This is a genomic window from Reyranella sp., assembly GCF_965229815.1.
In the GTDB taxonomy this organism is placed as follows: Bacteria; Pseudomonadota; Alphaproteobacteria; order Reyranellales; family Reyranellaceae; genus Reyranella.
The window spans coordinates 2,260,325-2,281,136 of the sequence record NZ_CBDDJN010000006.1; the positions used below are offsets into that span (position 1 = coordinate 2,260,325).

The 20,812-nt window shown below is 69.0% G+C and carries 23 protein-coding genes; 11 read left to right on the plus strand and 12 right to left on the minus strand.

All coding sequences use genetic code 11. The annotated features are described in order from the left end of the window. Positions 1-2: 2 nt before the first annotated feature. Both ACO073_RS22100 and ACO073_RS22105 read left to right on the plus strand, forming a co-directional pair. Positions 3-383, plus strand: a complete 381-nt coding sequence (locus ACO073_RS22100; RefSeq protein WP_422000338.1) for a lipocalin-like domain-containing protein — start codon at positions 3-5, stop codon at positions 381-383. Continuing rightward, entirely contained in the window at positions 380-1,489 is a 1,110-nt protein-coding gene (locus tag ACO073_RS22105) for a PLP-dependent cysteine synthase family protein (RefSeq protein WP_422000340.1), read from the plus strand. The genes ACO073_RS22100 and ACO073_RS22105 overlap by 4 nt, the downstream gene beginning before the upstream one ends. Positions 1,490-1,648: 159 nt before the next feature. Here the strand turns inward: ACO073_RS22105 and ACO073_RS22110 are convergent, their stop codons facing one another. The 3 genes from ACO073_RS22110 to ACO073_RS22120 form a co-directional block, all read right to left on the minus strand. Next, a complete protein-coding gene (locus tag ACO073_RS22110) occupies positions 1,649-2,092 on the minus strand; it encodes an NfeD family protein (RefSeq protein ID WP_422000341.1) in 444 nt (147 codons plus the stop codon). A gap of 3 nt (positions 2,093-2,095) precedes the next feature. Continuing rightward, positions 2,096-3,061 carry an SPFH domain-containing protein gene (locus ACO073_RS22115; RefSeq protein WP_422000343.1) on the minus strand — a complete coding sequence of 322 codons (966 nt, stop codon included), beginning with the start codon at positions 3,059-3,061 and terminating at the stop codon, positions 2,096-2,098. A gap of 61 nt (positions 3,062-3,122) precedes the next feature. After that, a complete protein-coding gene (locus ACO073_RS22120; RefSeq protein ID WP_422000345.1) occupies positions 3,123-3,863 on the minus strand; it encodes a glutamine amidotransferase-related protein in 741 nt (246 codons plus the stop codon). Between the two features lie 62 nt (positions 3,864-3,925). Between ACO073_RS22120 and ACO073_RS22125 the strand changes: the two genes are divergently transcribed. Beyond that, positions 3,926-4,531 carry a 2-hydroxychromene-2-carboxylate isomerase gene (locus ACO073_RS22125; protein ID WP_422000347.1) on the plus strand — a complete coding sequence of 202 codons (606 nt, stop codon included), beginning with the start codon at positions 3,926-3,928 and terminating at the stop codon, positions 4,529-4,531. Positions 4,532-4,656: 125 nt separating this feature from the next. Next, positions 4,657-5,214: a hypothetical protein gene (locus ACO073_RS22130; protein ID WP_422000349.1), complete on the plus strand. Its 558-nt coding sequence runs from the start codon at positions 4,657-4,659 to the stop codon at positions 5,212-5,214. Positions 5,215-5,364: 150 nt separating this feature from the next. On the opposite strand, the gene ACO073_RS22135 is transcribed toward ACO073_RS22130, so the two are convergent. After that, positions 5,365-7,065 (minus strand): N-acyl-D-amino-acid deacylase family protein, encoded by a 1,701-nt coding sequence (locus ACO073_RS22135; RefSeq protein WP_422000350.1) that lies wholly within the window; start codon positions 7,063-7,065, stop codon positions 5,365-5,367. A gap of 89 nt (positions 7,066-7,154) precedes the next feature. Continuing rightward, on the minus strand, positions 7,155-7,565 hold the full coding sequence (locus tag ACO073_RS22140; protein ID WP_422000352.1) for a hypothetical protein: 411 nt from the start codon (positions 7,563-7,565) through the stop codon (positions 7,155-7,157). Between the two features lie 99 nt (positions 7,566-7,664). Here ACO073_RS22140 and ACO073_RS22145 point away from each other — a divergent pair, with 99 nt between their 5' ends. Together ACO073_RS22145 and ACO073_RS22150 are read left to right on the plus strand one after the other, a co-directional pair. Then, positions 7,665-8,552: an alpha/beta fold hydrolase gene (locus ACO073_RS22145; RefSeq protein ID WP_422002193.1), complete on the plus strand. Its 888-nt coding sequence runs from the start codon at positions 7,665-7,667 to the stop codon at positions 8,550-8,552. Positions 8,553-8,645: 93 nt separating this feature from the next. Next, positions 8,646-9,719, plus strand: coding sequence for an NAD(P)H-dependent flavin oxidoreductase (locus tag ACO073_RS22150; RefSeq protein ID WP_422000353.1), 1,074 nt, complete (start codon positions 8,646-8,648; stop codon positions 9,717-9,719). A gap of 19 nt (positions 9,720-9,738) precedes the next feature. Here ACO073_RS22150 and ACO073_RS22155 read toward each other — a convergent pair whose 3' ends face one another. Continuing rightward, the gene (locus ACO073_RS22155; RefSeq protein ID WP_422000355.1) at positions 9,739-10,896 is read right to left on the minus strand and encodes a M20 family metallopeptidase; all 1,158 of its coding nucleotides are present in this window, start codon (positions 10,894-10,896) and stop codon (positions 9,739-9,741) included. A gap of 87 nt (positions 10,897-10,983) precedes the next feature. Then, positions 10,984-11,901 carry an SDR family NAD(P)-dependent oxidoreductase gene (locus ACO073_RS22160; RefSeq protein WP_422000357.1) on the minus strand — a complete coding sequence of 306 codons (918 nt, stop codon included), beginning with the start codon at positions 11,899-11,901 and terminating at the stop codon, positions 10,984-10,986. Positions 11,902-12,027: 126 nt separating this feature from the next. Here ACO073_RS22160 and ACO073_RS22165 point away from each other — a divergent pair, with 126 nt between their 5' ends. Continuing rightward, entirely contained in the window at positions 12,028-12,855 is an 828-nt protein-coding gene (locus ACO073_RS22165) for a class I SAM-dependent methyltransferase (RefSeq protein ID WP_422000358.1), read from the plus strand. Here ACO073_RS22165 and ACO073_RS22170 read toward each other — a convergent pair. Together ACO073_RS22170 and ACO073_RS22175 are read right to left on the minus strand one after the other, a co-directional pair. After that, positions 12,839-14,056: a multidrug effflux MFS transporter gene (locus ACO073_RS22170; protein ID WP_422000360.1), complete on the minus strand. Its 1,218-nt coding sequence runs from the start codon at positions 14,054-14,056 to the stop codon at positions 12,839-12,841. The two genes, ACO073_RS22165 and ACO073_RS22170, sit on opposite strands and share 17 nt — an antisense overlap. Then, positions 14,053-14,781, minus strand: a complete 729-nt coding sequence (locus tag ACO073_RS22175; protein WP_422000362.1) for a transglutaminase-like domain-containing protein — start codon at positions 14,779-14,781, stop codon at positions 14,053-14,055. The genes ACO073_RS22170 and ACO073_RS22175 overlap by 4 nt, the downstream gene beginning before the upstream one ends. 36 nt (positions 14,782-14,817) lie before the next feature. Here ACO073_RS22175 and ACO073_RS22180 point away from each other — a divergent pair, with 36 nt between their 5' ends. Next, on the plus strand, positions 14,818-15,315 hold the full coding sequence (locus ACO073_RS22180) for an SRPBCC domain-containing protein (RefSeq protein WP_422000363.1): 498 nt from the start codon (positions 14,818-14,820) through the stop codon (positions 15,313-15,315). A gap of 366 nt (positions 15,316-15,681) precedes the next feature. Here the strand turns inward: ACO073_RS22180 and ACO073_RS22185 are convergent, their stop codons facing one another. From ACO073_RS22185 to ACO073_RS22195, 3 genes are read right to left on the minus strand one after another with little or no spacing between them, the layout of a single operon-like run. Further along, positions 15,682-16,143 (minus strand): PaaI family thioesterase, encoded by a 462-nt coding sequence (locus ACO073_RS22185; RefSeq protein WP_422000365.1) that lies wholly within the window; start codon positions 16,141-16,143, stop codon positions 15,682-15,684. Beyond that, positions 16,140-16,679 carry a PaaI family thioesterase gene (locus ACO073_RS22190; RefSeq protein WP_422000367.1) on the minus strand — a complete coding sequence of 180 codons (540 nt, stop codon included), beginning with the start codon at positions 16,677-16,679 and terminating at the stop codon, positions 16,140-16,142. Before ACO073_RS22190 ends, ACO073_RS22185 begins: the two co-directional genes overlap by 4 nt. Positions 16,680-16,687: 8 nt before the next feature. After that, positions 16,688-17,860, minus strand: a complete 1,173-nt coding sequence (locus ACO073_RS22195) for an acyl-CoA dehydrogenase family protein (protein WP_422000369.1) — start codon at positions 17,858-17,860, stop codon at positions 16,688-16,690. A 165-nt stretch (positions 17,861-18,025) separates the two neighbouring features. Between ACO073_RS22195 and ACO073_RS22200 the strand changes: the two genes are divergently transcribed. Genes ACO073_RS22200 through ACO073_RS22210 form a run of 3 tightly spaced genes read left to right on the plus strand, consistent with a single transcriptional unit; the run spans position 18,026 to position 20,811 of the window. Further along, entirely contained in the window at positions 18,026-18,901 is an 876-nt protein-coding gene (locus ACO073_RS22200; RefSeq protein ID WP_422000371.1) for a branched-chain amino acid ABC transporter permease, read from the plus strand. A 3-nt stretch (positions 18,902-18,904) separates the two neighbouring features. Next, on the plus strand, positions 18,905-20,056 hold the full coding sequence (locus ACO073_RS22205; RefSeq protein ID WP_422000372.1) for a branched-chain amino acid ABC transporter permease: 1,152 nt from the start codon (positions 18,905-18,907) through the stop codon (positions 20,054-20,056). Beyond that, a complete protein-coding gene (locus ACO073_RS22210; RefSeq protein WP_422000374.1) occupies positions 20,053-20,811 on the plus strand; it encodes an ABC transporter ATP-binding protein in 759 nt (252 codons plus the stop codon). Before ACO073_RS22205 ends, ACO073_RS22210 begins: the two co-directional genes overlap by 4 nt. Position 20,812: the final 1 nt, after the last annotated feature.

Consider the following 20,812-nt stretch of genomic DNA (forward strand, 5'->3'; position numbering starts at 1 on the left):
TCATGGCACGCGACCTGGCGGGCGCCTGGGGCCTCGAAAGCTGGTCGCTTGAATACGAGGACGGCCGGCCGAGCGAATTCCCGCTGGGGCTCGCGGTGCGCGGCCTGCTGCTCTACACGCCGGACGGCCCGACGACCGGCTGGGTCAGCGCGACCCTGATGGGAACGGGCCAGCCGGCCGCGAGCTTCGCCTATGCCGGTCGCTACGAGGTGCGCGGCGACACGGTGTATCACGCCATCGAGATCGCGACCGATCCGACCCTGGTCGGCGTCACGACGACCCGCCTCATCGCACGGGAGGGCAACATGCTGACCTTGTCGGGCCCGGATTTCCGCGCCGGCAGCGGCCGCCGCCAGAAGATCGTCTGGCAACGCCGGCCATGACCGGTTCCGGGCTTCTCGGCGAGGCGGCGGCGCACAACGACGACGGCGCCTGGGCGCGGAAGGCGATCGAGCGCATCCAGAACGACCAGCGGCGCTCGGCCGATACCCATCTGCTGCGGCTCGACCTGCCGGCGCTCGCCGGGATCGACGTCTACCTCAAGGACGAGTCCACGCATCCGACCGGCAGCCTCAAGCATCGCCTGGCGCGGTCGCTGTTCCTCTACGGCATCTGCAACGGCCGCATCCGCCACGACACGCCGATCGTCGAGGCCTCGTCCGGCTCGACGGCGATCTCGGAGGCCTACTTCGCGCGCATGCTCGGCCTGCCCTTCCATGCGGTGATGTCGGCCGCCACCTCGCCGGAGAAGATCCGCGAGATCGAGCGCCAGCACGGACGCTGCCACCTGGTCGCCGACGGCAAGGGCATCTACGCCGCCGCCGAGGCCCTGGCGACGGAGCTGGGCGGCGTCTACCTCGACCAGTTCACCCACGCCGAGCGGGCGACCGACTGGCGCGGCAACAACAACATCGCCGAATCGATCTTCGAGCAGATGAGCCGCGAGGAGCACCCGGTCCCGGCCTGGATCGTGATGAGCGCCGGCACCGGCGGCACGACGGCAACGATCGGCCGCTATATCCGCTACAAGCGGCTGGCGACCAGGCTCTGCGTCGCCGACGCCGAGTTCTCCGCCTTCTTCGAGGCCTATGCCGCGGGCAACAGGACGGCGACCTGCGACCGCGCCTCGCGCATCGAGGGGATCGGCCGGCCGCGCGTCGAGCCGTCGTTCCTGCCCCAGGTGATCGACCGGATGATGCGCGTGCCCGACGAGGCGGCGCTGGCCGCCATGCGCGTGCTGTCGCGTCGCCTCGGCCGCCGCGTCGGCGGCTCGACCGGCACCAACTTCTTCGCCCTCTGCGTGATCGCCGCGCGGATGCAGGCGGCGGGCGAGCGCGGCTCGCTGGTCACCCTGATCTGCGACTCGGGCGAGCGCTACGGCCATACCTACTACAGCGACGACTGGATCGCCGGCCAGGGCTTCGACCTGCCGCGCCAAGAGGACCGCCTCGACGCCTTCCTCGACGGCCGGGGACCGCTCGAGGCGTAGATCCATAGACGCCGAGGTTGCTTCAATCTCGTCGTCCCGACCAAGGCCCGAAGGGCCGCGTGGAAGGACCTTGTCTCCGCGACAAGCCGCTAATCGTTGACCGAAGGTCCCTCCGCTTCGCGCTTCGCGCTCCGGTCGGGACGACGACTCTAGTGCGCACTAGGGCGCCGGCTCGACCCGGAGTTCGGTGCCGCTCACCGCGGCGACGCGCACGCGTGTGCCGGCCGCCATGTCCGGTCCCGTCACCGTCCAGCTCCCGTCGCCCAGCTTCACGCGCGCCTGGCCGCCCAGGATCGGCGCATCCAGGACGATGATCTTTCCGATCAGGCTGTCACCGCGGGCGTTGAGCGTGGCATCGGCCGGCCGGCCACGCTGCAGGCGCTTGAGCGTGGGCCGCAGCACGACCGCCGAGGCGACCGAGATCACGGCGAAGACGAAGAGCTGAAGCTCGAGCGACAGGCCGGGCGCCACCAGCAGGAAGGCGCCCGAGGCCGCTGCGCCGATCGCCAGGAACAGGAAGACGACGCCCGGCAGCGCCATCTCGAGGACGAGCAGCACGGCCGCGAGTGCCCACCAGTACCAGAACAGGATGGTGAACCCCATGGCTCAGCCCGACGTCGGCACCGAGCCGCGGGACCGCGCAGCGGCCTCGGCCCCTCGGGCCTGCGCCTCCTTGGCCAGTTCGCCGATTCCGGCGATCGAGGCCATGATCCCGGACGCCTCGACCGGCAGGAAGAACACCTTGGAATTGTTGGCCGAGCCCATCTTGCTCAGCGCCTCGACATACTTGGTGCCGAGGAAGTAGTTGGTGGCCTGCACGCCGTTGCCCGCGATCGCTTCGGCGACGACCGCGGTTGCCTTGGCTTCGGCCTCGGCCAGCCGCTCGCGCGCCTCGGCGTCGCGGAAGGCGGCCTCGCGACGGCCCTCGGCGGTCAGGATTGCCGACTGCTTCTCGCCCTGGGCCCGCTGGATGCTCGATTCGCGTACGCCCTCGGCCTCGAGGATTGTGGCGCGCTTCTCGCGCTCGGCCTTCATCTGCCGCCCCATCGCCACCACGATGTCGTCGGGCGGGGCGATGTCCTTGACCTCGAGGCGCAGGACCTTGACGCCCCATGGGCCGGTCGCCTGGTCGATCACGGCCAGCAGGATGTTGTTGATCTCGTTGCGCTTGGACAGGGCTTCGTCCAGCGCCATGTTGCCCATCACGCTGCGGATGTTGGTCAGCGCGAGGTTGGTCATGGCGAGGTGGAGGTTCTGCACCTCGTAGGCGGCTCGGGCGGCGTCGATCACCTGGTAGAAGGCGACGGCATCGACCTGCACCGTCGCATTGTCCTTGGTGATGACCTTCTGCGACGGGATGTCGAGGACGTTCTCCTGCATGTTCATCTTGCGGCCGATCGTGTCGATGAACGGGATGATGAGGTGCAGGCCGGGCGTCAGTGAGCGCGTGTACCGGCCGAAGCGCTCGATGGTCCAGTTGCTGCCCTGCGGCACCGTCTTGACGCCGGCAAAGACCAGCACGAGCGCCACGACCACGAAGGCCAGGACGAAGATCAGAGCACCGGATATCATCACGCCTCCCCAGACTGGGGAGCGACCCTAGCGCAAGCCGGGGCGGGGGGCCATGAGGCGCCTAGTGGGGGCGGGTGTCGGTCGCCAGCCAGCGGTCGAGGAAGCCGTCGATCCAGCGGTCGAGCGGCGGATCGTACAGCGCGTGCATCGACAGATGGACCCCGCGCTGCTGGGCGCCGGGAAGCTTCAGCCGCTCGGCCGCCTTCAGCGTCCAGAGCTGCTTCATCTCCAGCGTGACCTCGGGATGGAACTGGAAGCCGAAGGCATTGGCGCCGCAGCGGAAGCCCTGGACCGGATAGGTGTCGTTCGTCGCGAGGAGCTGGCAGCAGTCCGGGATCTGCATGCCCTCGCGATGCCACTGGTAGACCTTCATCGGCGCCCGGAACCATTCGCGGCCGGCGGCGGTCGGCTCGATCTCGACATAGCCGATCTCGACCTGGCCGTCGGGATGGCCGCCCACCCTGCCGCCGGCGGCGCGGGTCAGGAGCTGGGCGCCGAGGCAAAGGCCGAGGAAGGGCACGCCGGCCTCGACCACCCGCGGAATCCAGTCGAGCTCGGACTTGATGCCCGCCAGCGTCCCGCAGTCGTTGGCCGACATCGGGCCGCCGAAGATCACGACGCCGGCATACTCCGACATGTCCTCGGGCAGGCGGCAGCCGAGATTGGGGCAGAGGCGATGGAGCGCGTAGCCGCGGCGTTCGAGGAGGGCGCCGACCCGACCGGGCCGCGACTGCTCCTGGTGCACGATGATCGCGATCTTGTTGCGATCACTCTTTTTGGGCTTTTCAGCCGCTACATTCATGGAATTGAAGCATATTGGCGGGTTGTGGCAACGACAAGGCCAACCCGCCGCGGAGGGACGAAATGGCGCGCCGAATCGACTTCTATTTCGATTGTTCCAGCCCCTGGACCTACCTCGCCTTCCACGCCGTGCAGCCGCTGGCTGCCGAGCTCGGCGCGGAGATCGCCTGGAAGCCGATCCTGGTGGGCGGCGTGTTCAACGCCGTCAACCAGACGGTCTACGACAGCCGCGCCAGGCCCAACCCGCGCAAGCAGGCCTACATGCTGAAGGACCTCGCCGACTGGGCCGCGCTCTACGGCCTGCGCATCGTCTTCCCGCCCAGGGTCTTCCCGGTGAACAGCGTGAAATGCATGCGCGGCGCCTTCGCCGCCCTCGACCAGGACCGGCTGGTCCCCTATGCGACCGCCGCCTTCGAGGCCTACTGGGGCGACGACCTCGACATCTCCCGCGACGAGGTGCTGGCGGAGGTCGCGGCCCGCGCCGGGCTCGACCGGCAACGCTTCTTCGCCGAGATCGAGACGCCCGGCTGCAAGGCGCGGCTGCGCGAGAGCACCGACGAGCTGATCGCCCGCGGCGGTTTCGGCAGTCCCAGCCTGTTCGTCGGCGACCGGATGTTTTTCGGCAACGACCGCCTGCCCCTGGTCCGGGCGGCGCTGGAGGCCGCATGACCGGCAACGGCGCGACACCATGACTCGCCACGTCATCTGGGGAACACACGGTATTTGGATTTGAAACGAGCCCCCAAGTGTTGTACCCGCTGGCGGTTTCCGGCCAACGCGTTGGGAGTGTGCGGATGATCAATAAAATCGTGCAGGCAGCCGTCCTGGTCGCAGGCGGACTGATGCTGGGAGGGTGCCCCTTCAACCAGGCCCAGACGTCTGCGCCCGTCAACAAGCCGCCGGCAGCCGACTACCAGATGCCCGTGGGCGCCTCGCCGGCCGCCGGATCCATCCGGGGCATCTGCTACAATCAGACCGACATCACGACCTTCCGGGCTCGCATGGTGCAGCAGGAGTTCACTGTCGGCACGCTGCAGTGCCAGATGGCGGGCGGCCGCCGGGCGTACGAATCGCAGTACGCGCAGTTCCTGAGCAAGTTCCAGTCCGATCTCGCCTCGAATGCACGCAGCCTGCAGCAGCTCGCCCGTGCCAAGCGCCTGAATGTCGACGTGCTGGTGACCGAGTTCGCCAACCGCACGGCCCAGCGGGCGCCGACCGACAAGGAGTTCTGCACCCGCTTCAAGCGGGCGTTCGACTGGGCGCTGTCCCCGCAGGTGACGTCGCTGGCCCAGATCCCGCCGCCCTACGATCTCGGCCCGGACATGAACGTCTACCCCTGCCCGGCCCCCTGAGGGACTGGAACGTTAGAAACGGGGCGGCCGGCGACGGCCGCCCCTTCTTCGTGCGGCGCGCAAGGCATGGCGCCGGACGACATGTGGCGGAGCGCGGACCTCCAGGTCCGCATCATGATCTTGAGCGGACCTGGAGGTCCGCGCTCCGTACTAGCCGTTGCCGTGGCGCAGCAGGCGGCCGGAATGGATGTTGGTCGGGCGGTCGTCGCGGATCGTGACCTCGCCGTTCACCAGCACGTACCTGTACCCCTGCGCGCGCTGGACGCGCCGCCACTCGCCGCCCGGCAGGTCGTGCGCGATCTCGTCGGGCAGCACCCGCAGCCCGTCGAAGTCGTAGACCACGATGTCGGCCGGCGCGCCCTTCCTGAGCACGCCGCGGCCGCGGAAGCCCGCGACCTCGGCCGGCAGGGCCGAGAGCCGCCAGTGCACCTCCTCGAGGCTCAGCATCCGGTGCTCGCGCACGACCTTGCACAGCGTCTCGGTCGGATAGCGGCCGGCGGTGAGGAACTTGGTGTGGGCGCCGCCGTCGCTGACGCCGAACAGCACGTACGGGTCGTCGACCAGCTCCTTCAGGTGCTCGATCTTGCCGTTGGGCGGCGCCGCGAAGAACTCGGTCTTGAGATCCTCCTCCACCGCCATGTCCAGCATGACGTCGACCGGATGCTTGCCCATCCTCTCGCCGGCATGGGCCAGCGTGTAGTCGAGCCACTTCCCGTTCTTCTCGAGCTTCGGCCCGACGATGGCGATCTGCGGCAGCGGGCCGGTCGCGGTGATGGGAAGGTTCTCGCGCAGCGCGGCACGCCGGGCCGGATCGGCGAGCTTGGCCAGCCGCTCCTCGCGCGTGCCGGTCGTCGCGTCGCACCAGGGCTGCGAATCGTCGAACAGGTTCCAGTCTTCGAAGGTGAAGGTGAACCCCGCATCGGTCGTCAGCCCCTGCCCGACGACGCGGATGCCGCGCTCGCGGCAGCTCCTCAGCCAGTCGAGCACGCGGCGGTGGATGTGCGGCCTGTGGTCGAAGGCCTGCACCACGTTCATGATCACCGGCCGGCCGCTCAAGGTGGCGACCTCCTCGTAGAAGGCCTGGTCGCGGGCATTGTCGCCCGACACCAGCAGCATCTGCATGAAGCCGTCGTTGCGCTCGGCGAGCACGCGGGCGAGCTCGCGGCAGGTCTCGTCGTGCATGACGTCGGTCGGCATCGCCGACCCGTCATGGTCGCGCTGCACGGCCGCCGGCCCCGTCGGCAGCATGCGCTGGGCCGACCAGCCGCAGGCGCCGGCGTCCATCGCCTCGTGCAGGAGCCGCCTGATCTCGGCGTGCTGCTCGGGCGTCGGCAGCTTGCCGGCCTTGGCCGCCTCGAAGCCCATGACCCAGATCAGCAGCGGCGACACCGGCATGTAGGGCAGGATGTTGACCGCCTTCGGCGCGGCCTCGACGGCGTCGAGGAACTCGGGGAAGGTCACCCAGCTCCACGGCATGCCCGCCTGCATCGACGCCATGGGGATGGCTTCGACGCGGGTCATGGTCAGCATCGCCCGCTCGCGTTCGGCCGGCCGCACCGGCGCGAAGCCGAAGCCGCAGTTGCCGATCACCACCGAGGTGATGCCGTGCCAGCTCGACAGCGTGCAGTATGGATCCCAGAAGAGCTGCGCATCGTAGTGCGTGTGCAGGTCGACGAAGCCCGGCGCCACGATCAGCCCGCCGGCGTCGATCGTCTCGTCGGCCTCGCCGGCGCCGATCTGGCCGATCTCGGCGATGCGCCCGTCCTTGATGCCGATGTCGCCACGAAAGCGCGGCAGGCGGCTGCCGTCGACGATCATGCCGCCGCGAATGACGCGATCGAACCGGGCCATGCTTTTCCTCCGCTTTTTCGCGAAGCGTGGGCGCGGGTCCCGGACCTGTCAACGCGGCCGATACCGCGCCGCAGAACGGCGCGCCAGCCTCAGGGCCGGCGCGTCACCTGGATGAAGGCGTTGTTCGTGTTGGGCCGGTAGCTGACGTCGTAGTGGCCGCCCTTGCCGACGGCCTGGCAGCTCGCGCCCGCCGTCTGCACGCGCGTGATCGCGTAGGTCGTCCAGGCGCTGCCCTTCGACATGTCGACGTCGAGCTGGAACAGGAGGTTGGGCGAACTCTTCTGCCCGCTCGCGTACTTCCAGCAGATCCAGTTCTGGTAGTTCGGCTGGAGCTTGACGGTGTGCCACTCGCCCTCGCCCCACTTGTAGCGGTAGCTGATCGGCACGCCCGTCTTGTTGTGCAGGCAGGCACAGCCGTGAGTCGTTTGCTGCGCCGCCGCCGGAACTGCGCTGCCCACGGCCAACGCAATCGCGGCGGCCGCCATCATCCTCGTCATCATCGATATCGTCTCCCCGTCCGCGAGAAATCTAGAGTGCTTGCGTAACTACTGCAACAAATCGACAGGGCTGTGCCGTCTCCCTATGCTGCCGCCATGCCGATCAAGACCGTGCGCACCGACGTCCTGGAGATCGCCTACGAGGAGCAGGGCAGCGGCGAGCCGGTGATCCTGCTGCACGGCTTTCCCTACGACGTGCGCGCCTACGACGAGGTGGCGCCGCCGCTCGCCCGCGACGGCTGCCGCGTGCTGGTCCCCTACCTGCGCGGCTACGGGCCGACCCGCTTCCTGTCGCCCGCGACGCCACGATCCGGCGAGCAGGCGGCGCTCGGCCACGATCTGCTGCAGTTCATGGACGCGCTCGGCCTCGGGCGCGCCACGCTGGCCGGCTACGACTGGGGCGGGCGCGCGGCCTGCATCGTCGCGGCGCTCCATCCCGGCCGCGTGCGCGGGCTGGTGAGCGCCACCGGCTACAACATCCAGAACATCGCGGCCTCGGGCGATCCCGCGCCGGCCGCCCAGGAGCATCGGTTCTGGTACCAGTACTACTTCCACACGGAGCGCGGCCGCGCCGGCCTCACCCGCAACCGCCGCGACATATGCCGCCTGCTGTGGCAGCTCTGGTCGCCGGAGTGGCGCTTCGACAGCACGACCTTCGAGCGCAGCGCGCCCTCGTTCGACAATCCCGACTTCGTCGAGGTCGTGATCCAGTCCTATCGCCACCGCTACGGCTATGCGCCCGGGGATCCGGCGCTGCTCGACATCGAGGCCGCGCTCGCGGGGCAGCCGACGATCGGCGTGCCGACCATCAACCTGCACGGCGGCCATGACGGCGTCGGCCCGGCGCCGGCGAGCGACACCCAGGCGAAGCACTTCACCGGCTCCTACGAGCGCCGCCTGCTCCCCGGCATCGGCCACAACGTGCCCCAGGAGGCGCCGGCCGAGACGGTCCAGGCGATCCGCGATCTCCTGAAGGCGACCGTCGCCTGACCCTGCGCGCCGCCGCGAGGCCGCGAACCGGCGTTTGACGCGCCGCGTCCGCTGCGGCTCAGTCTCCGCCCGCACACGCACCAGGAACCCGCCATGCCCTCTCCCGCCCTCGTCCGCGCCGAGGCCTTCTGCGCCGCCCACGGCCTGCGGGTGCCGATCCTGCTGGCGCCGATGGCCGGCGCCTGCCCGCCGTCGCTGTCGATCGCCGTCGCCAATGCCGGCGGCATGGGCGCCTGCGGCGCCCTCCTGATGCAGCCCGCCGCCATCAAGGCGTGGGCGACCGAGATGCGGGCCGGCAGCAACGGCGGCTTCAGCCTCAACCTCTGGATTCCCGATCCGGCGCCATCGCGCGACGCCGCCGCCGAGGAGGCGGTCCGCGCCTTCCTCGCCCGCTTCGGGCCCGAAGTCGCGCCCGAGGCCGGCGACGTGACGCCGCCCGACTTCGCCGCCCAGTGCGAGGCGATGATCGAGGCGGGGCCGGCGGTCATCTCGTCGATCATGGGACTCTATCCGCCGGACCTCGTGGCGCGCTTCAAGGCGCGCGGCATCAAGTGGTTCGCCACGGCGACGACGGTGGCCGAAGCGCGGGCCGCCGAGGCCGCCGGTGCCGACGTCATCGTTGCCCAGGGGATGGAAGCCGGCGGCCATCGCGGCGCCTTCGAGCCTGCCAGGGCCCAGGACGAACTGGTCGGGCTGTTCGCGCTGGTGCCGGCGGTGGTCGATGCCGTCGGCGTGCCCGTGGTCGCGACCGGCGGCATCGCCGATGCGCGCGGCGTCGCCGCCGCCCTGCTGCTGGGCGCCTCGGCGGTGCAGGTCGGCACCGGCTTCCTGCGCAGTCCCGAGGCGAAGATCTCGCCCGCCTGGGCCGAGGCGCTCGGCCGAGTCCAGCCGGAGGAGACGATGGTGACCCGCGCCTTCTCCGGCCGTCCGGGGCGCGGCGTGGCGACCGCCTATGTCCGCGCCGCGGCGGCGCCCGACGCCCCCGAGCCGGCGCCCTACCCCGTCCAGCGCGGCCTGACGCAGGCCATGCGCGAGGCGGCCGCCCGCGGCGACGACATCGAGCGCCTGCAGGCCTGGGCCGGCCAGGCGGCGCGACTCGCGCCGGCCAAGCCGGCCGCGGAGATTGTGCGGACGCTGTGGGAAGGCGCGCTGGCGCTGCTGCGCTGAGCGCCCGGCGCGGCGGACGCTACTCGAGCGTCTCCAGCAGCCGCGCGCAGAGATAGGTGCGCGGCATCAGCGACGAATAGTAGATCTGCTCGTAGGCGGCATGGGCGCCCTTGCCGTCGGCTCCCAGCCCGTCGAGCGTCGGGATGCCGAGCGCGGCGGTGAAGTTGCCGTCGCTGCCGCCGCCGGTCAGCGGGACGTCGTTCAGCTCCTTGCCGATCTCGCGGTAGATCGCCTGCGCCTTCTCGAACAATGCCGCGATGCCGGCATCCTTCTGGTAGGGCGGGCGGTTCATCTCGCCCTCGACCGTCAGGGTGACGTCCTTGCCGATCGGCTCCAGGTTCAGGAACCAGTGGGTCAGCTCCTCGGCGAGCTGCGGCGTCGGCACGCGCAGGTCGACCTCGATCCGGCACTCGGCCGGAACGACGTTGACGCCGCTGCCGCCCTTGATCAGGCCGACATTGCAGGTGACGCCGCGCGCATAGTCGGTCTTGGCCTCGATGCGCATGATCTGCTTGGCCATCTCGTGGATGGCGCTGCGGCCGTCCTCGTGGCGCACGCCGGCATGGCTCGCCGAGCCCTTCACCGTCAGGGTGAAGCGGCCGACGCCCTTGCGCGAGGTGACGACGCGGTCGCCGTCGCGGCCGGGTTCCATCACCAGCGCGTACTTGTGGCCGCGGGCGGCCTCCTCGATGCGCGCCCGCGAGGTCGGGCTGCCGACCTCCTCCTCGGGGATGAACAGGAAGGTCACCGGCAGCTTCGTCTTCTTGCCCTGCCGGATCAGGTGGCGCAGCGCGTAGTAGGCGATGTAACCGCCGGCCTTCATGTCGTAGATGCCCGGGCCGAAGACGCTGTCGCCTTCCTGGCGGACCTTGAGGTCCTTCTCGATCATGCCGATCGGATGCACCGTATCGAGATGGGCGAGCACCAGGATGCCCTTGCCCTCGCCCAGGCTCATCTCCGGCGCCGTCCTGCATTCCAGGATGTCGCCGAACCCGTCGCGGCCGGGAATGCGCTCCAGCTTCAGGCCGAGGTCGCGGAACTGGCCCTCGACCTTGTCGACCATGACGTTGACGGCCTTGGCGTCATGGCTGGGGCTTTCGATGTTGATCCACTCGACGATGCCTTCGAGGACCTCCTTGGGATCGATCTTCGGTTCGTTCTTCAGGGGCTCGGCCATCGTCTCGGGTTCTCCGGCTGTTCGTCACGGCAATAGCAACAACGGTACCAACCCCGCGCCCGGACGGACGCGGGGCTGCCCGGCCGATCAGATCGGATCCCAGGTGAAGTACTCGGGCGAGCGCTTGAGGTCGGTGAAGAAGGGCTTCATCGACGGCACCGCATGCTCGGCGATGTCCTCCAGCGTCCAGCCCTCGGAATTGTGCACCGAGCGCACCGGCCGGTTGGCGTTGAACAGCATGATCTCGTTCATGCGCACGCCGAAGATCTGCGAGGAGATGCCGTCGGCGGCATCGGAGAGCAGGAACACCGCCATCGGCGCGATCTTGGCCGGCGTCATCTTCTTGGAGCGCTCCAGGCGCGCCTTCTGCGCCTCGGTGTCGGCGGGGATGGTGCCGATCATGCGGGTCCAGGCGAACGGCGAGATGCAGTTCGAGCGCACGTTGAAGGCCGCCATGTCGAGCGCGATCGAGCGCGACAGGCCGATGATGCCCATCTTGGCCGCCGAGTAGTTGGCCTGGCCGAAATTGCCGACGAGTCCGGAGGTCGAGGTGAAGTGCACGAAGGCGCCCGACTTCTGCTCCTTGAAGTAGTTGGCGGCGGCGCGGCTGACGTTGAACGCGCCGTTCAGGTGCACGTCGATCACCATCTTCCAGTCCATGTGGCTCATGCGATGGAAGATGCGGTCGCGCAGGATGCCGGCATTGTTGATGACACCGTCGATCTTGCCGAAATTCTCGACCGCGGCCTTGATCATGCGCTCGGCGCCGGCCGGGTCGGCCACGCTGTCGCCGTTGGGCACCGCCTTGCCGCCGGCCGCCACGATCTCGTCGCAGACCTTCTGCGCCGGCGTCGTGCTGCCGCCGCCCTCGCCGTCGACCGCGCCGCCGAGGTCGTTGACCACGACATGGGCGCCTTCCCGCGCCGCCAGCAGCGCCATCTCGCGACCGATGCCGCCGCCGGCGCCCGTCACCAGCACGACCTTGTCCTTCAGCATGTTCGCCATCGCGCGCTCCCTCATGAGTTCCGTGGGAGGCTTTACCCCAGGTCGGTCGGCGGCGGGAAGCCTCGAAGCCGCCGCGCCCGCCGGGCACGGCGTGCTAGACTTTGCCGGGCGAAACAGGAGCGACCGATGGGCCTCGACCAGACGATTGCCACGCACTACGGCCACGGAGCGCTCGAGACCGCGATCCTCGACGCCCTCGCGGCGGCAGGAAAGCCGGCCGGAAGCCTGACGGCAGCCGATCTCGCCCCGGTCGACGAGTTCCACATCGGCGGCCGCCGGGCGACCATGGATCTGTCGGCCCAGATCGACCTGCCGCGCGGCGCCCGCGTGCTCGACGTCGGCAGCGGGCTGGGCGGCGCGTCGCGCTTTTTCGCCCAGGAGCGGGGCTGGCAGGTCGAGGGCATCGACCTCACGCCGGAATATGTCGAGGTGGCGGCATCCCTGTCGCGCCGCGTCGGCCTCGCCGGATCGGTGTCCTACCGACAGGCGAGCGCCGCGTCCCTGCCCTTCGCCGAGGCCTCGTTCGACGGCGCCTACATGCTGCATGTCGGCATGAACATCGCCGACAAGCCGGCCGTCTTCGCCGAGGTGCGCCGCGTCCTGAAGCCCGGTGCCGTCTTCGCGATCTACGACGTGATGCGCGAGGCCGACGGCGACTTCCGCTACCCGGTGCCGTGGGCGTCGGGACCGGATGCCAACTTCATCGACACGGCGGACGCCTATCGGCGCGCGCTGGCGGCCGCCGGCTTCACCGTCGGCGCCGTGCGCAGCCGGCGCGACTTCGCGCTCGAGTTCTTCCGCCAGATGCGCGAGCGCCTGGCCCAGGGCGGCACCCCGGCGCCCGGGCTGCAGATCGTCATGGGCGCGACCGCGCCTCAGAAGGCCGCCAACATGATGACGATGATCGAGCAGGGCCTGTTCGCCCCGACCGAGATGATCAGCCGGGCGGGTTGACCTTCGCGTGCGGCCGCGGCCGCAGCAGGCGGGCGCTCAGCACCGTGGCCAGCGCGAAGGGCATCAGGCCGACCACCAGCGGCATGGCGACATGGCTGTCGCCGAGCCCGGTCAGCGCGGCCACGGCGACGGTGCCCATCGCGCCCATGCCCATCTGGGCCAGCCCGGCCAGCGAGGAGGCGGTGCCGGCGAGGCGGGGATAGAGCCCGACGGCGCCGGCATTGGCGTTGGCCACGATCATCCCGGTGCCGAAGCTCAGCACCATGTGCGGCCCGACGATCGACCACCAGGTGAGGATGCCGGCCAGCGACAGCACGGCCATCGCCGCGAGCGCCGCGACATGGAACCAGCCCGAGGCCAGCATGATGGTGATCGGTGCGACCCGGCCGACCAGGCGGTTGTTGACCAGCGTGCCGGCGGTGAAGCCGCCGACCGACAGGAGCACGATGAGGCCGAACTCCTGCGGCGAGAAGCCGAGCTTCTCCTGCAGGATGAAGGGAACGCCGGCCAGCATGCCGAAGTTGATGGCGAAGGCGAAGCCCAGCGTCAGCACGTTGCCGAGAAAGAGATGGTTGCGCAGCATCTCGCCCGAGCCGCGTATCAGGCTCACGAGGTCGATGCGGTCGCTGCGATGGCGGTTGGTCTCCTCCAGCCCGAGCGAGGTCACGACGAGCAGGATCGTGCCGAAGGCGCCCACGAACCAGAAGGTGGCGCGCCAGCTCACCCACTCCGCGAGGAAGCCGCCCAGCGTCGGCGCCAGCGACGGCGCGATGTTCTGGCCGAGCGAGATCCAGCTCATGACCAGCGGCATCTCCTGGAACGTATAGGCGTCGCGCGTCAGCGCCCGCCCCAGGACCGAGCCCGAGGCGGCGCCCAGCCCCTGCACGATGCGCAGCCCGATCAGTCCGCCGATCGACGGCGCGAAGGAGCAGGCGAAGGTCGCCGCGGTGAAGAAGGCCAGGCCGGCCAGCAGCACCGGCCGCCGGCCGTAGCGGTCGCTGAGCGGGCCGTAGAAGAGCTGGCCGACGGCGAAGCCCAGCATGTAGGTGGTGAGGGTCAGCTTGACGCTTTCGGCCCCGGCCCCCAGCGAGGCACCGACCGACGGCATGACCGGCGTGTAGATGCTCATGGTCAGCGGGCCGAAGCTGCCCAGCGCCACCAGGAGGGCGACGTAGCCGGTCGAACGGGGAACGAGCCTCACGAGCGGGATGCTTCTTCGGCGCCCTCCGCGCCGAAGTCGCCGCCGAGCGGCATCTCCTCCTGGGCGCGAGTCATGCGGGGGTAGTAGTGACGGAAGGCGGCACGGATCTCGTCGAACGGGATGTCGGCGAAGACCCCGCGATAGGCCAGGTACTCCATGTGCCGCCGGCCGGAGAGGTCGAACGGGTGGTAGATCGAATCGCTCTCGCCGTCCCAGTCCAGCGGCTTCAGCCCGAACCGGTCGGTCAGCTCCTTGTTGAACGCGGGCGTCGCCTTGACCCAGTGCCCGTCGAGGCGGACCTCGGTGTAACCGTGATAGTAGAAGACGTCGCAGCCCATGAGGTCGGACAGCCGCTTGGTGGTCATGTGGTTGCGCACGTCGGCATAGCCGACGCGGGCCGGAAGGCCGACGGCGCGGCACACCGCCGCCATCAGCCCCGCCTTGTTCACGCAATATCCATGCCCCGCCCCCAGCGTCGTGCTGGCGCGATAGGCCTCGCGCTTCATCGGCGTGTTGTACGGATCGTAGCGCAGCCCGTCGCGCACGGCGTAGTAGAGGCGCAGCGCCTTCTCCCGGTCGGTGCCCGTCCCGGCGACCTGCCGGGCATAGGCCACGATCCGGGGATGGTCGGAATCGATCAGCGCCGCGGGCTGCAGATAGGCCGTGGCATCGGCGCCGTCGCGCACCACATCGTCCCTGTCGGTCCTGAGGGAATCATAGTCCATGCCCGAGCCTGTCTACTTCAACCCGCGGGAATGTCCATGAGCCACGACGCGCATTTCACGCATGCACATATGGTGCGCTTCGACCGGCCGCTGCCCGCCGTGCCCGAGGCGGTGTGGGCCGTCCTGACCGACGTCGCGCGCCTGCCCGGCTGGTACGGCAAGGGGTCGCTGGAGAGCCGGGTCGGCGGCACCGTCCGCCTGATGGGAGACCATATCCGCGGCACGGTCACCCAATGGCAGCCGCCGCGCCGGCTCGCCTACAGCTGGAACGTGTTCGGCGCCAGCGACGAGGCCTCGCCCTATCCCGAATCGTATCTCACCCTCGAGCTCGCGCCCCAGGATCGCGGCACCCTGCTCTCGCTGACCCACCTGCCCGTGCTGGAGCCGTTCGTGAAGGTGAACGCCATGGGCTGGCACACCTACCTCGACATGGTGGACGCCGCGGTGCGCGGGCTGCCCGTCGAGCCGCGCGAGGCCTACATGAAGCGCAACGCCGAGCGCTACGGCGTCGACCTGCGCAACCTGCCGCGCTGACGGGCCCACACCGAGAGCATGATGACATCTGTCGACTCATTGCTGGGGGCGCGCCATTCCATGGCGCTCTCGTCTTCCTCCCTGCGCACCGGCGCGGGGAGGTGGCCCGAAGGGCCGGAGGGGTCATGGGGCTCCAGCCGCGACGCTCGTGACCCCTCCGTCCGCTGCGCGGACCAGGCGTTTTGGCCGCTTCGCGGCCAAAAGCGCCATGCCCCAAGCTCTGCTTGGGGAGGAAAAATGGAGCGAAGCGCAACGGCGCGCCCCCGCAAGATCGATCTCAGATCATCACGCGCCACGTGAAGCGCCAAGGTCCCCACTTCATGCTTCGATCGGGACTGAAATCATACCGCTCCAGCGGCACGCGCCTCAGAGCGAGGGCGGCGCGTCGTCGGTCGACTTGACCAGGAAATGGGCGTTGGCGGTGGCGACCGGCTTGGACCGGTCCTCCTGCCAGGCCTCGGCGAAGACGTTGACCATGCGCCTTCCCTGCTTGGTCACCTTGGCCGAGGCGATCACGTCGAGCGGCCGCGCCGAGCGCAGGTAGTCGACCGTGATGTTGACGATCTTGGGCACGGTCTCGCTCTCCGTCTCCCACAGGAGATGGAAGATCGCCGCCATCTCAAGCATGGCGCCCAGCGTGCCGCCGTGGATCGCCGGCAGGAAGGTGTTGCCGATCAGCGTGTCGTGGTAGCGCATGCGCGTCAGCAGCTCGCCGGTGCCGTTCTCCGGCGCGATCTGCATCCAGCGCGCGTAGGGGATGGCGTCGGCCAGCCGGGCCACGTCGCCCGCGCGGCGGGCCTCGGCCAGCCGCTCCAGAAGCGGGCTCATGCGCCCCCCGTGCCCGGCTCGAGGGTGCCCGGCTCGAGGGTGCCCGGCTCGAGGGTGCCGGGCTCGAGGGTGCGCGGACGCACCGGGCGGCCCTTGGTCCCCAGCATGAAGGTGCCGGCGGCGGCGGCGATCGGATCCTTGGCATCGCCGTGATGGGCGAAGGCGCGGGTGAAAGCGACCGAATGGGTGACGCGATAGCACTCGGCCTCGGCGATCACCGGCTGGCCGGGCGTCGCCGGTTTCACGTAGTCGATGCGCAGGTCGAGGGTGGCGAAGGGCTCGGGATTCTTCAGCATGGTGGCGACCGCCATGCCGCAGCAGCCGTCGAGCATGGCGGTCAGCGGCCCGCCCGCCAGCACGCCGGTCTCGGGATTGCCGACCAGCTCCTCGCGCCAGTCGAGCTGCATCGAGGCGAAGCCGCGCCTCGCGTCGAGAACCTTCAGGCCCAGCGCCTTGTTGTGCGGGATGGTGTCGGAGAACCATTTCTGGAAGATCGCCAGGCGCTCGGCATGGTCGGTGAGGGGTTGCTTGCTCATGGCCCTTCCTACAGGCCCATCTGGCGGGCGGCGAGGTCCTTCATGATCTCGACCGAGCCGCCGCCGATCGCCAACACCTTGGTCTCGCGGTAGATGCGCTCGACCTTGGCGCCGCGCAGGTAGCCCGCGCCGCCGAACACCTGCATCGCCTCGTTGGCGCAGTATTCGAGCGTCGAGGTCGCGAGGTTCTTCAGCATGCAGATTTCCGCCACCGGCCTGTCTCCCTGCCCGACCCGCCACGCCAGCAGCTCGAGCGTCGATTTCACCGCGTTGATCCTCATCGCCATGTCGACCAGGCGATGGCGCACCACCTGGTTGGCGACCAGCGGCTTGCCAAAAGTGTGCCGTTCGCGGGCATAGGCGACCGCCTCGTCGAGGCAGACGCGGGCGTAGCCGCAGGCGCCGGCGGCCAGGCCGAGCCGCTCCTGGTTGAAGTTCAGCATGATGCCGATGAAGCCGCGATTCTCCTCGCCGATGAGGTTGTCGACCGGCACGCGCACATTGTCGAAGAAGAGCTGGGCGGTGTCGGACGCCCACCAGCCCATCTTCTTCAGCTTCGTGCGGGCGAAGCCCTCGCGCTCGCGCTCGATCAGCAGCAGCGAGACGCCGCCGGCGCCGGCGCCACCGGTGCGCACCGCGACCGTGTAGTAGTCGGCGCGCATGCCGGAGGTGATGAACATCTTCGAGCCGTTGACCACGTAGTGATCGCCCTCGCGGCGCGCCGTGGTCCTGAGGTTCGCCACGTCCGATCCGCCGGACGGCTCGGTGATGGCGAGCGCGCTGATCTTCTCGCCGGCCAGGACCTCGGGCAGCACCTTGCGCTTCATCCATTCGGGGCCGAGGGCGGCGATCGGCGGCGCGCCGATCGTGTGGCTGTTCAGGCTGGCGTTGACGCCGCCGGCGCCGTGGCGCGTCATCTCCTCGGCCTTGATGATGGAGAAGAAGGGATCGACGGGCACGCCGCCATACTCTTCCGGAAAACCGAGCTGCAGCAGGCCGGCCGCCGAGGCCTTGCGGTAGAGCTCGCGCGGGAACTCCTCCGCCTCGTCCCACTGGTCGACATGAGGCATGATCTCGCGCTCGACGAAGCGGCGGACCGTCCGGCGGAACGCCTCGTGCTCCGCCGTGTAGAACGGCGACGGCGGTCCGCCCGTGTCGACGGTCTCGGTGGCGAGCGACATGGGATTCTCCCCATCTGAAGACGACATTCCACAGTAGCGCTACGGGAACGAAAATCCATTGACCCCCGGTTGGGGGCCATGTCTTATGGCGCGCGCGTCAACTTCGACCAACAACGACAAAACGCGTGCAGGCCGCTCAAGACGGCTGGCGTACAGGGTAAGGGAATGCTCGACTTCATCCAGCAGCTGGTGAGCGGGATCGCGCTCGGCTGCGTCTATGGGCTGATCGCCCTGGGCTTCGTGCTCATCTACAAGGCGACCGAAGTCGTCAACTTCGCCCAAGGCGACCTGATGATGCTGGGCGGGTTCTTCGTCTTCACCTTCATCGGCCTGCTGGGCCTCGACTACTGGCTGGGATTCCTGTTCGCCGTCTGCGGCATGGCCGTGTTCGGCATGGCCACCGAGCGGATCCTGATCCGGCCCATCCTGGGCTATCCCCAGTTCTCCATCGTCATGGCGACGATCGGGCTGGGCTACTTCCTGCGCTCGATCGCCGGCATGATCTGGGGCACCGACGACCTCAAGATCGAGACGCCCTTCTCGACCGGCGTGGTGAAGCTCGGCGACCTGGTCCTGGCCTACGACAAGCTGTCGGTGATCGTCGCGACCGTCATCCTGTGCGTCGTGCTGTTCGCCTTCTTCAACTACACGCGGCTCGGCACCGCGATGCGCGCCACGTCGGAGAACATGCTGGCCGCCTACTACATGGGCATCCCGGTCAAGCGCGTCGTCTCCCTGATCTGGGCGATCAGCGCGGCGGTCGCGGCCTGCGCCGGCGTGCTGCTGGCGCCCATCACCTTCATCCATTCCAACGTCGGGCTGGCGCTCGGCCTCAAGGCCTTCCCGGCCGCGGTCCTGGGCGGCTTCGGCTCGATCCCCGGCGCGCTGGTCGGCGGCCTGATCATCGGCGTCATCGAGACCCTGGCCGGGTTCTACCTGCCGCAGGGCTGGAAGGACGTCACGCCCTACATCGTCCTGCTGGTCGTGCTGCTGGTCCGGCCGCAGGGCCTGTTCGGCCTCAGCATGCGCAAGAAGGTCTGAGCCATGCGTTTCATCTTCAAGACCGACTACGACCAGGACATCCGCATCCTGAAGCATGGCGGTTACTGGTGGTCGTACGGCGTGCTGCTGGCCCTGCTGATCGCGGCCCCTTTCCTGGTGGGCAGCTACCTGCAGAGCCAGATGGTCTTCGTCTTCATCTACGCCACGGTGGGCGTGGCGCTGATGATCCTCACGGGCTTCACCGGCCAGGCCTCGCTCGGCCACGCGGCGTTCCTGGCGATCGGCGCCTACACCGCAGGCTACATGCAGTCGGTGGGCGTGCCCTTCGTCGTCTATTTCCCGCTGGCCGCGATCCTGACGGCGGTGATCGGCGCCCTGGTCGGATTCCCGGCGCTCAGGCTGCACGGCATCTACCTCGTGATCGCCACCATCGCCTTCGCCTTCATCGTCGAGGAGATTCTGGCGCGCTGGGAATCGGTGACCAACGGCAACGAAGGCATGCGGGTGCGCACGCTCGACCTGCTCGGCCTGTCGATGCCGCGCGGCGACGAGTCCTTCTATTACCTCTGCCTGCTGGTCCTGGTCGGCTCGATCCTGCTCGCTCTGAACCTGCTGCGCTCGCCGACCGGCCGGGCCTTCGTCGCGATCCGGGACAGCGAGACGGCGGCCAAGAGCATGGGCATCGACCTCGCGGCCTACAAGGTGAAGTCCTTCGCCATCAGCGCCGGCATCACCGGCCTGGCGGGTGTCCTGTTCGCCCACATGATGACCTTCATCAGCCCGGAGATGTTCACCCTCCTGCTGTCGATCGAGTTCATCATGGTGATCATCATCGGCGGCGCCTTCGGCGTCCACGGCGCCGTGTTCGGCGCGATCTTCATCGTCATGGTCGATCCGTTCCTGACCGCGCTGAAGGACGACGTCCCCGTCCTGGCCGCCAACCTCGCGGCCTCGGCCGGCGCGGCGCGCGACACGGCGGACGCGCTGCGCGAATGGCTGCACGGCGTCGGCTCGGCCGCCGGCCTGAAGGGTGCCATCTACGGCCTGATCATCATGATGTTCATCCTGTTCGAGCCCTACGGGCTCTACGGGCGCTGGCTCAAGATCAAGCTCTTCTTCCAGCTCTTCCCGCTCTACAAGCGCGCCACCTTCAAGCGGCAGAAGACCTACGTGAAGTCGGAGCGCAACCGATGAGCTTCTTCACGGTCGACCAGATCTCGCTGCAGTTCGGCGGCCTGAAGGCCGTCGACAGCGTGAGCTTCAGCGTCGCCAAGGGCGAGATCTTCACCATCATCGGCCCCAACGGCGCCGGCAAGACCTCGATCTTCAACCTGATCTCGCGGCTCTACAATCCGACGTCCGGCAAGCTCTTCTTCGAGGGCCGCGACATCACCGACCTGCCGCCGCACCAGATCGCCCGGCTCGGCATCGCCCGCACCTTCCAGAACATCGAGCTGTTCGAGAACGCCAGCATGCTGGCCAACCTGCTGGTCGGCCGCCACTGCCACACAACGACGGCCCTGTGGCAGGAGATCCTGTTCCTGCCGTCGGTGCGCCGGGCCGAGAAGGAGCACCGCTTCAAGGTCGAGGAGGTGATCGAGTTCCTCGACCTGCAGGCCTATCGCGACAAGCTGATCGCCGGCCTGCCCTACGGCGTGCGCAAGGTCATCGAGGTGGCGCGCGCGCTGTGCTCGGAGCCCAAGCTGATCCTGCTCGACGAGCCCTCGTCCGGCCTCAACGTCGAGGAGACGGACGACATGTCGTTCTGGATCCGCGACATCCGGAGCGAGCTCGGGGTCACCGTGCTCATGGTCGAGCACGACATGTCGCTGGTGAACCGCGTGTCGGACCGCGTGCTGGCGCTGAACTACGGGCGGGTGCTGGCGACCGGGACGCCGGCCGAGGTGCAGGCCCATCCCGACGTCGTCGCCGCCTATCTCGGCGGCTGAG

Excerpts from the sequence above, each read along its gene's own strand:
- ACO073_RS22100 (WP_422000338.1), top strand. The coding sequence starts at position 3 with ATGGCACGCGACCTGGCGGGCGCCTGGGGCCTCGAAAGCTGGTCGCTT.
- ACO073_RS22105 (WP_422000340.1), top strand. The coding sequence starts at position 380 with ATGACCGGTTCCGGGCTTCTCGGCGAGGCGGCGGCGCACAACGACGAC.
- ACO073_RS22110 (WP_422000341.1), bottom strand. The coding sequence starts at position 2,092 with ATGGGGTTCACCATCCTGTTCTGGTACTGGTGGGCACTCGCGGCCGTG.
- ACO073_RS22115 (WP_422000343.1), bottom strand. The coding sequence starts at position 3,061 with ATGATATCCGGTGCTCTGATCTTCGTCCTGGCCTTCGTGGTCGTGGCG.
- ACO073_RS22120 (WP_422000345.1), bottom strand. The coding sequence starts at position 3,863 with ATGAATGTAGCGGCTGAAAAGCCCAAAAAGAGTGATCGCAACAAGATC.
- ACO073_RS22125 (WP_422000347.1), top strand. The coding sequence starts at position 3,926 with ATGGCGCGCCGAATCGACTTCTATTTCGATTGTTCCAGCCCCTGGACC.
- ACO073_RS22130 (WP_422000349.1), top strand. The coding sequence starts at position 4,657 with ATGATCAATAAAATCGTGCAGGCAGCCGTCCTGGTCGCAGGCGGACTG.
- ACO073_RS22135 (WP_422000350.1), bottom strand. The coding sequence starts at position 7,065 with ATGGCCCGGTTCGATCGCGTCATTCGCGGCGGCATGATCGTCGACGGC.
- ACO073_RS22140 (WP_422000352.1), bottom strand. The coding sequence starts at position 7,565 with ATGATGACGAGGATGATGGCGGCCGCCGCGATTGCGTTGGCCGTGGGC.
- ACO073_RS22150 (WP_422000353.1), top strand. The coding sequence starts at position 8,646 with ATGCCCTCTCCCGCCCTCGTCCGCGCCGAGGCCTTCTGCGCCGCCCAC.
- ACO073_RS22155 (WP_422000355.1), bottom strand. The coding sequence starts at position 10,896 with ATGGCCGAGCCCCTGAAGAACGAACCGAAGATCGATCCCAAGGAGGTC.
- ACO073_RS22160 (WP_422000357.1), bottom strand. The coding sequence starts at position 11,901 with ATGGCGAACATGCTGAAGGACAAGGTCGTGCTGGTGACGGGCGCCGGC.
- ACO073_RS22165 (WP_422000358.1), top strand. The coding sequence starts at position 12,028 with ATGGGCCTCGACCAGACGATTGCCACGCACTACGGCCACGGAGCGCTC.
- ACO073_RS22175 (WP_422000362.1), bottom strand. The coding sequence starts at position 14,781 with ATGGACTATGATTCCCTCAGGACCGACAGGGACGATGTGGTGCGCGAC.
- ACO073_RS22180 (WP_422000363.1), top strand. The coding sequence starts at position 14,818 with ATGAGCCACGACGCGCATTTCACGCATGCACATATGGTGCGCTTCGAC.
- ACO073_RS22185 (WP_422000365.1), bottom strand. The coding sequence starts at position 16,143 with ATGAGCCCGCTTCTGGAGCGGCTGGCCGAGGCCCGCCGCGCGGGCGAC.
- ACO073_RS22190 (WP_422000367.1), bottom strand. The coding sequence starts at position 16,679 with ATGAGCAAGCAACCCCTCACCGACCATGCCGAGCGCCTGGCGATCTTC.
- ACO073_RS22195 (WP_422000369.1), bottom strand. The coding sequence starts at position 17,860 with ATGTCGCTCGCCACCGAGACCGTCGACACGGGCGGACCGCCGTCGCCG.
- ACO073_RS22200 (WP_422000371.1), top strand. The coding sequence starts at position 18,026 with ATGCTCGACTTCATCCAGCAGCTGGTGAGCGGGATCGCGCTCGGCTGC.
- ACO073_RS22205 (WP_422000372.1), top strand. The coding sequence starts at position 18,905 with ATGCGTTTCATCTTCAAGACCGACTACGACCAGGACATCCGCATCCTG.
- ACO073_RS22210 (WP_422000374.1), top strand. The coding sequence starts at position 20,053 with ATGAGCTTCTTCACGGTCGACCAGATCTCGCTGCAGTTCGGCGGCCTG.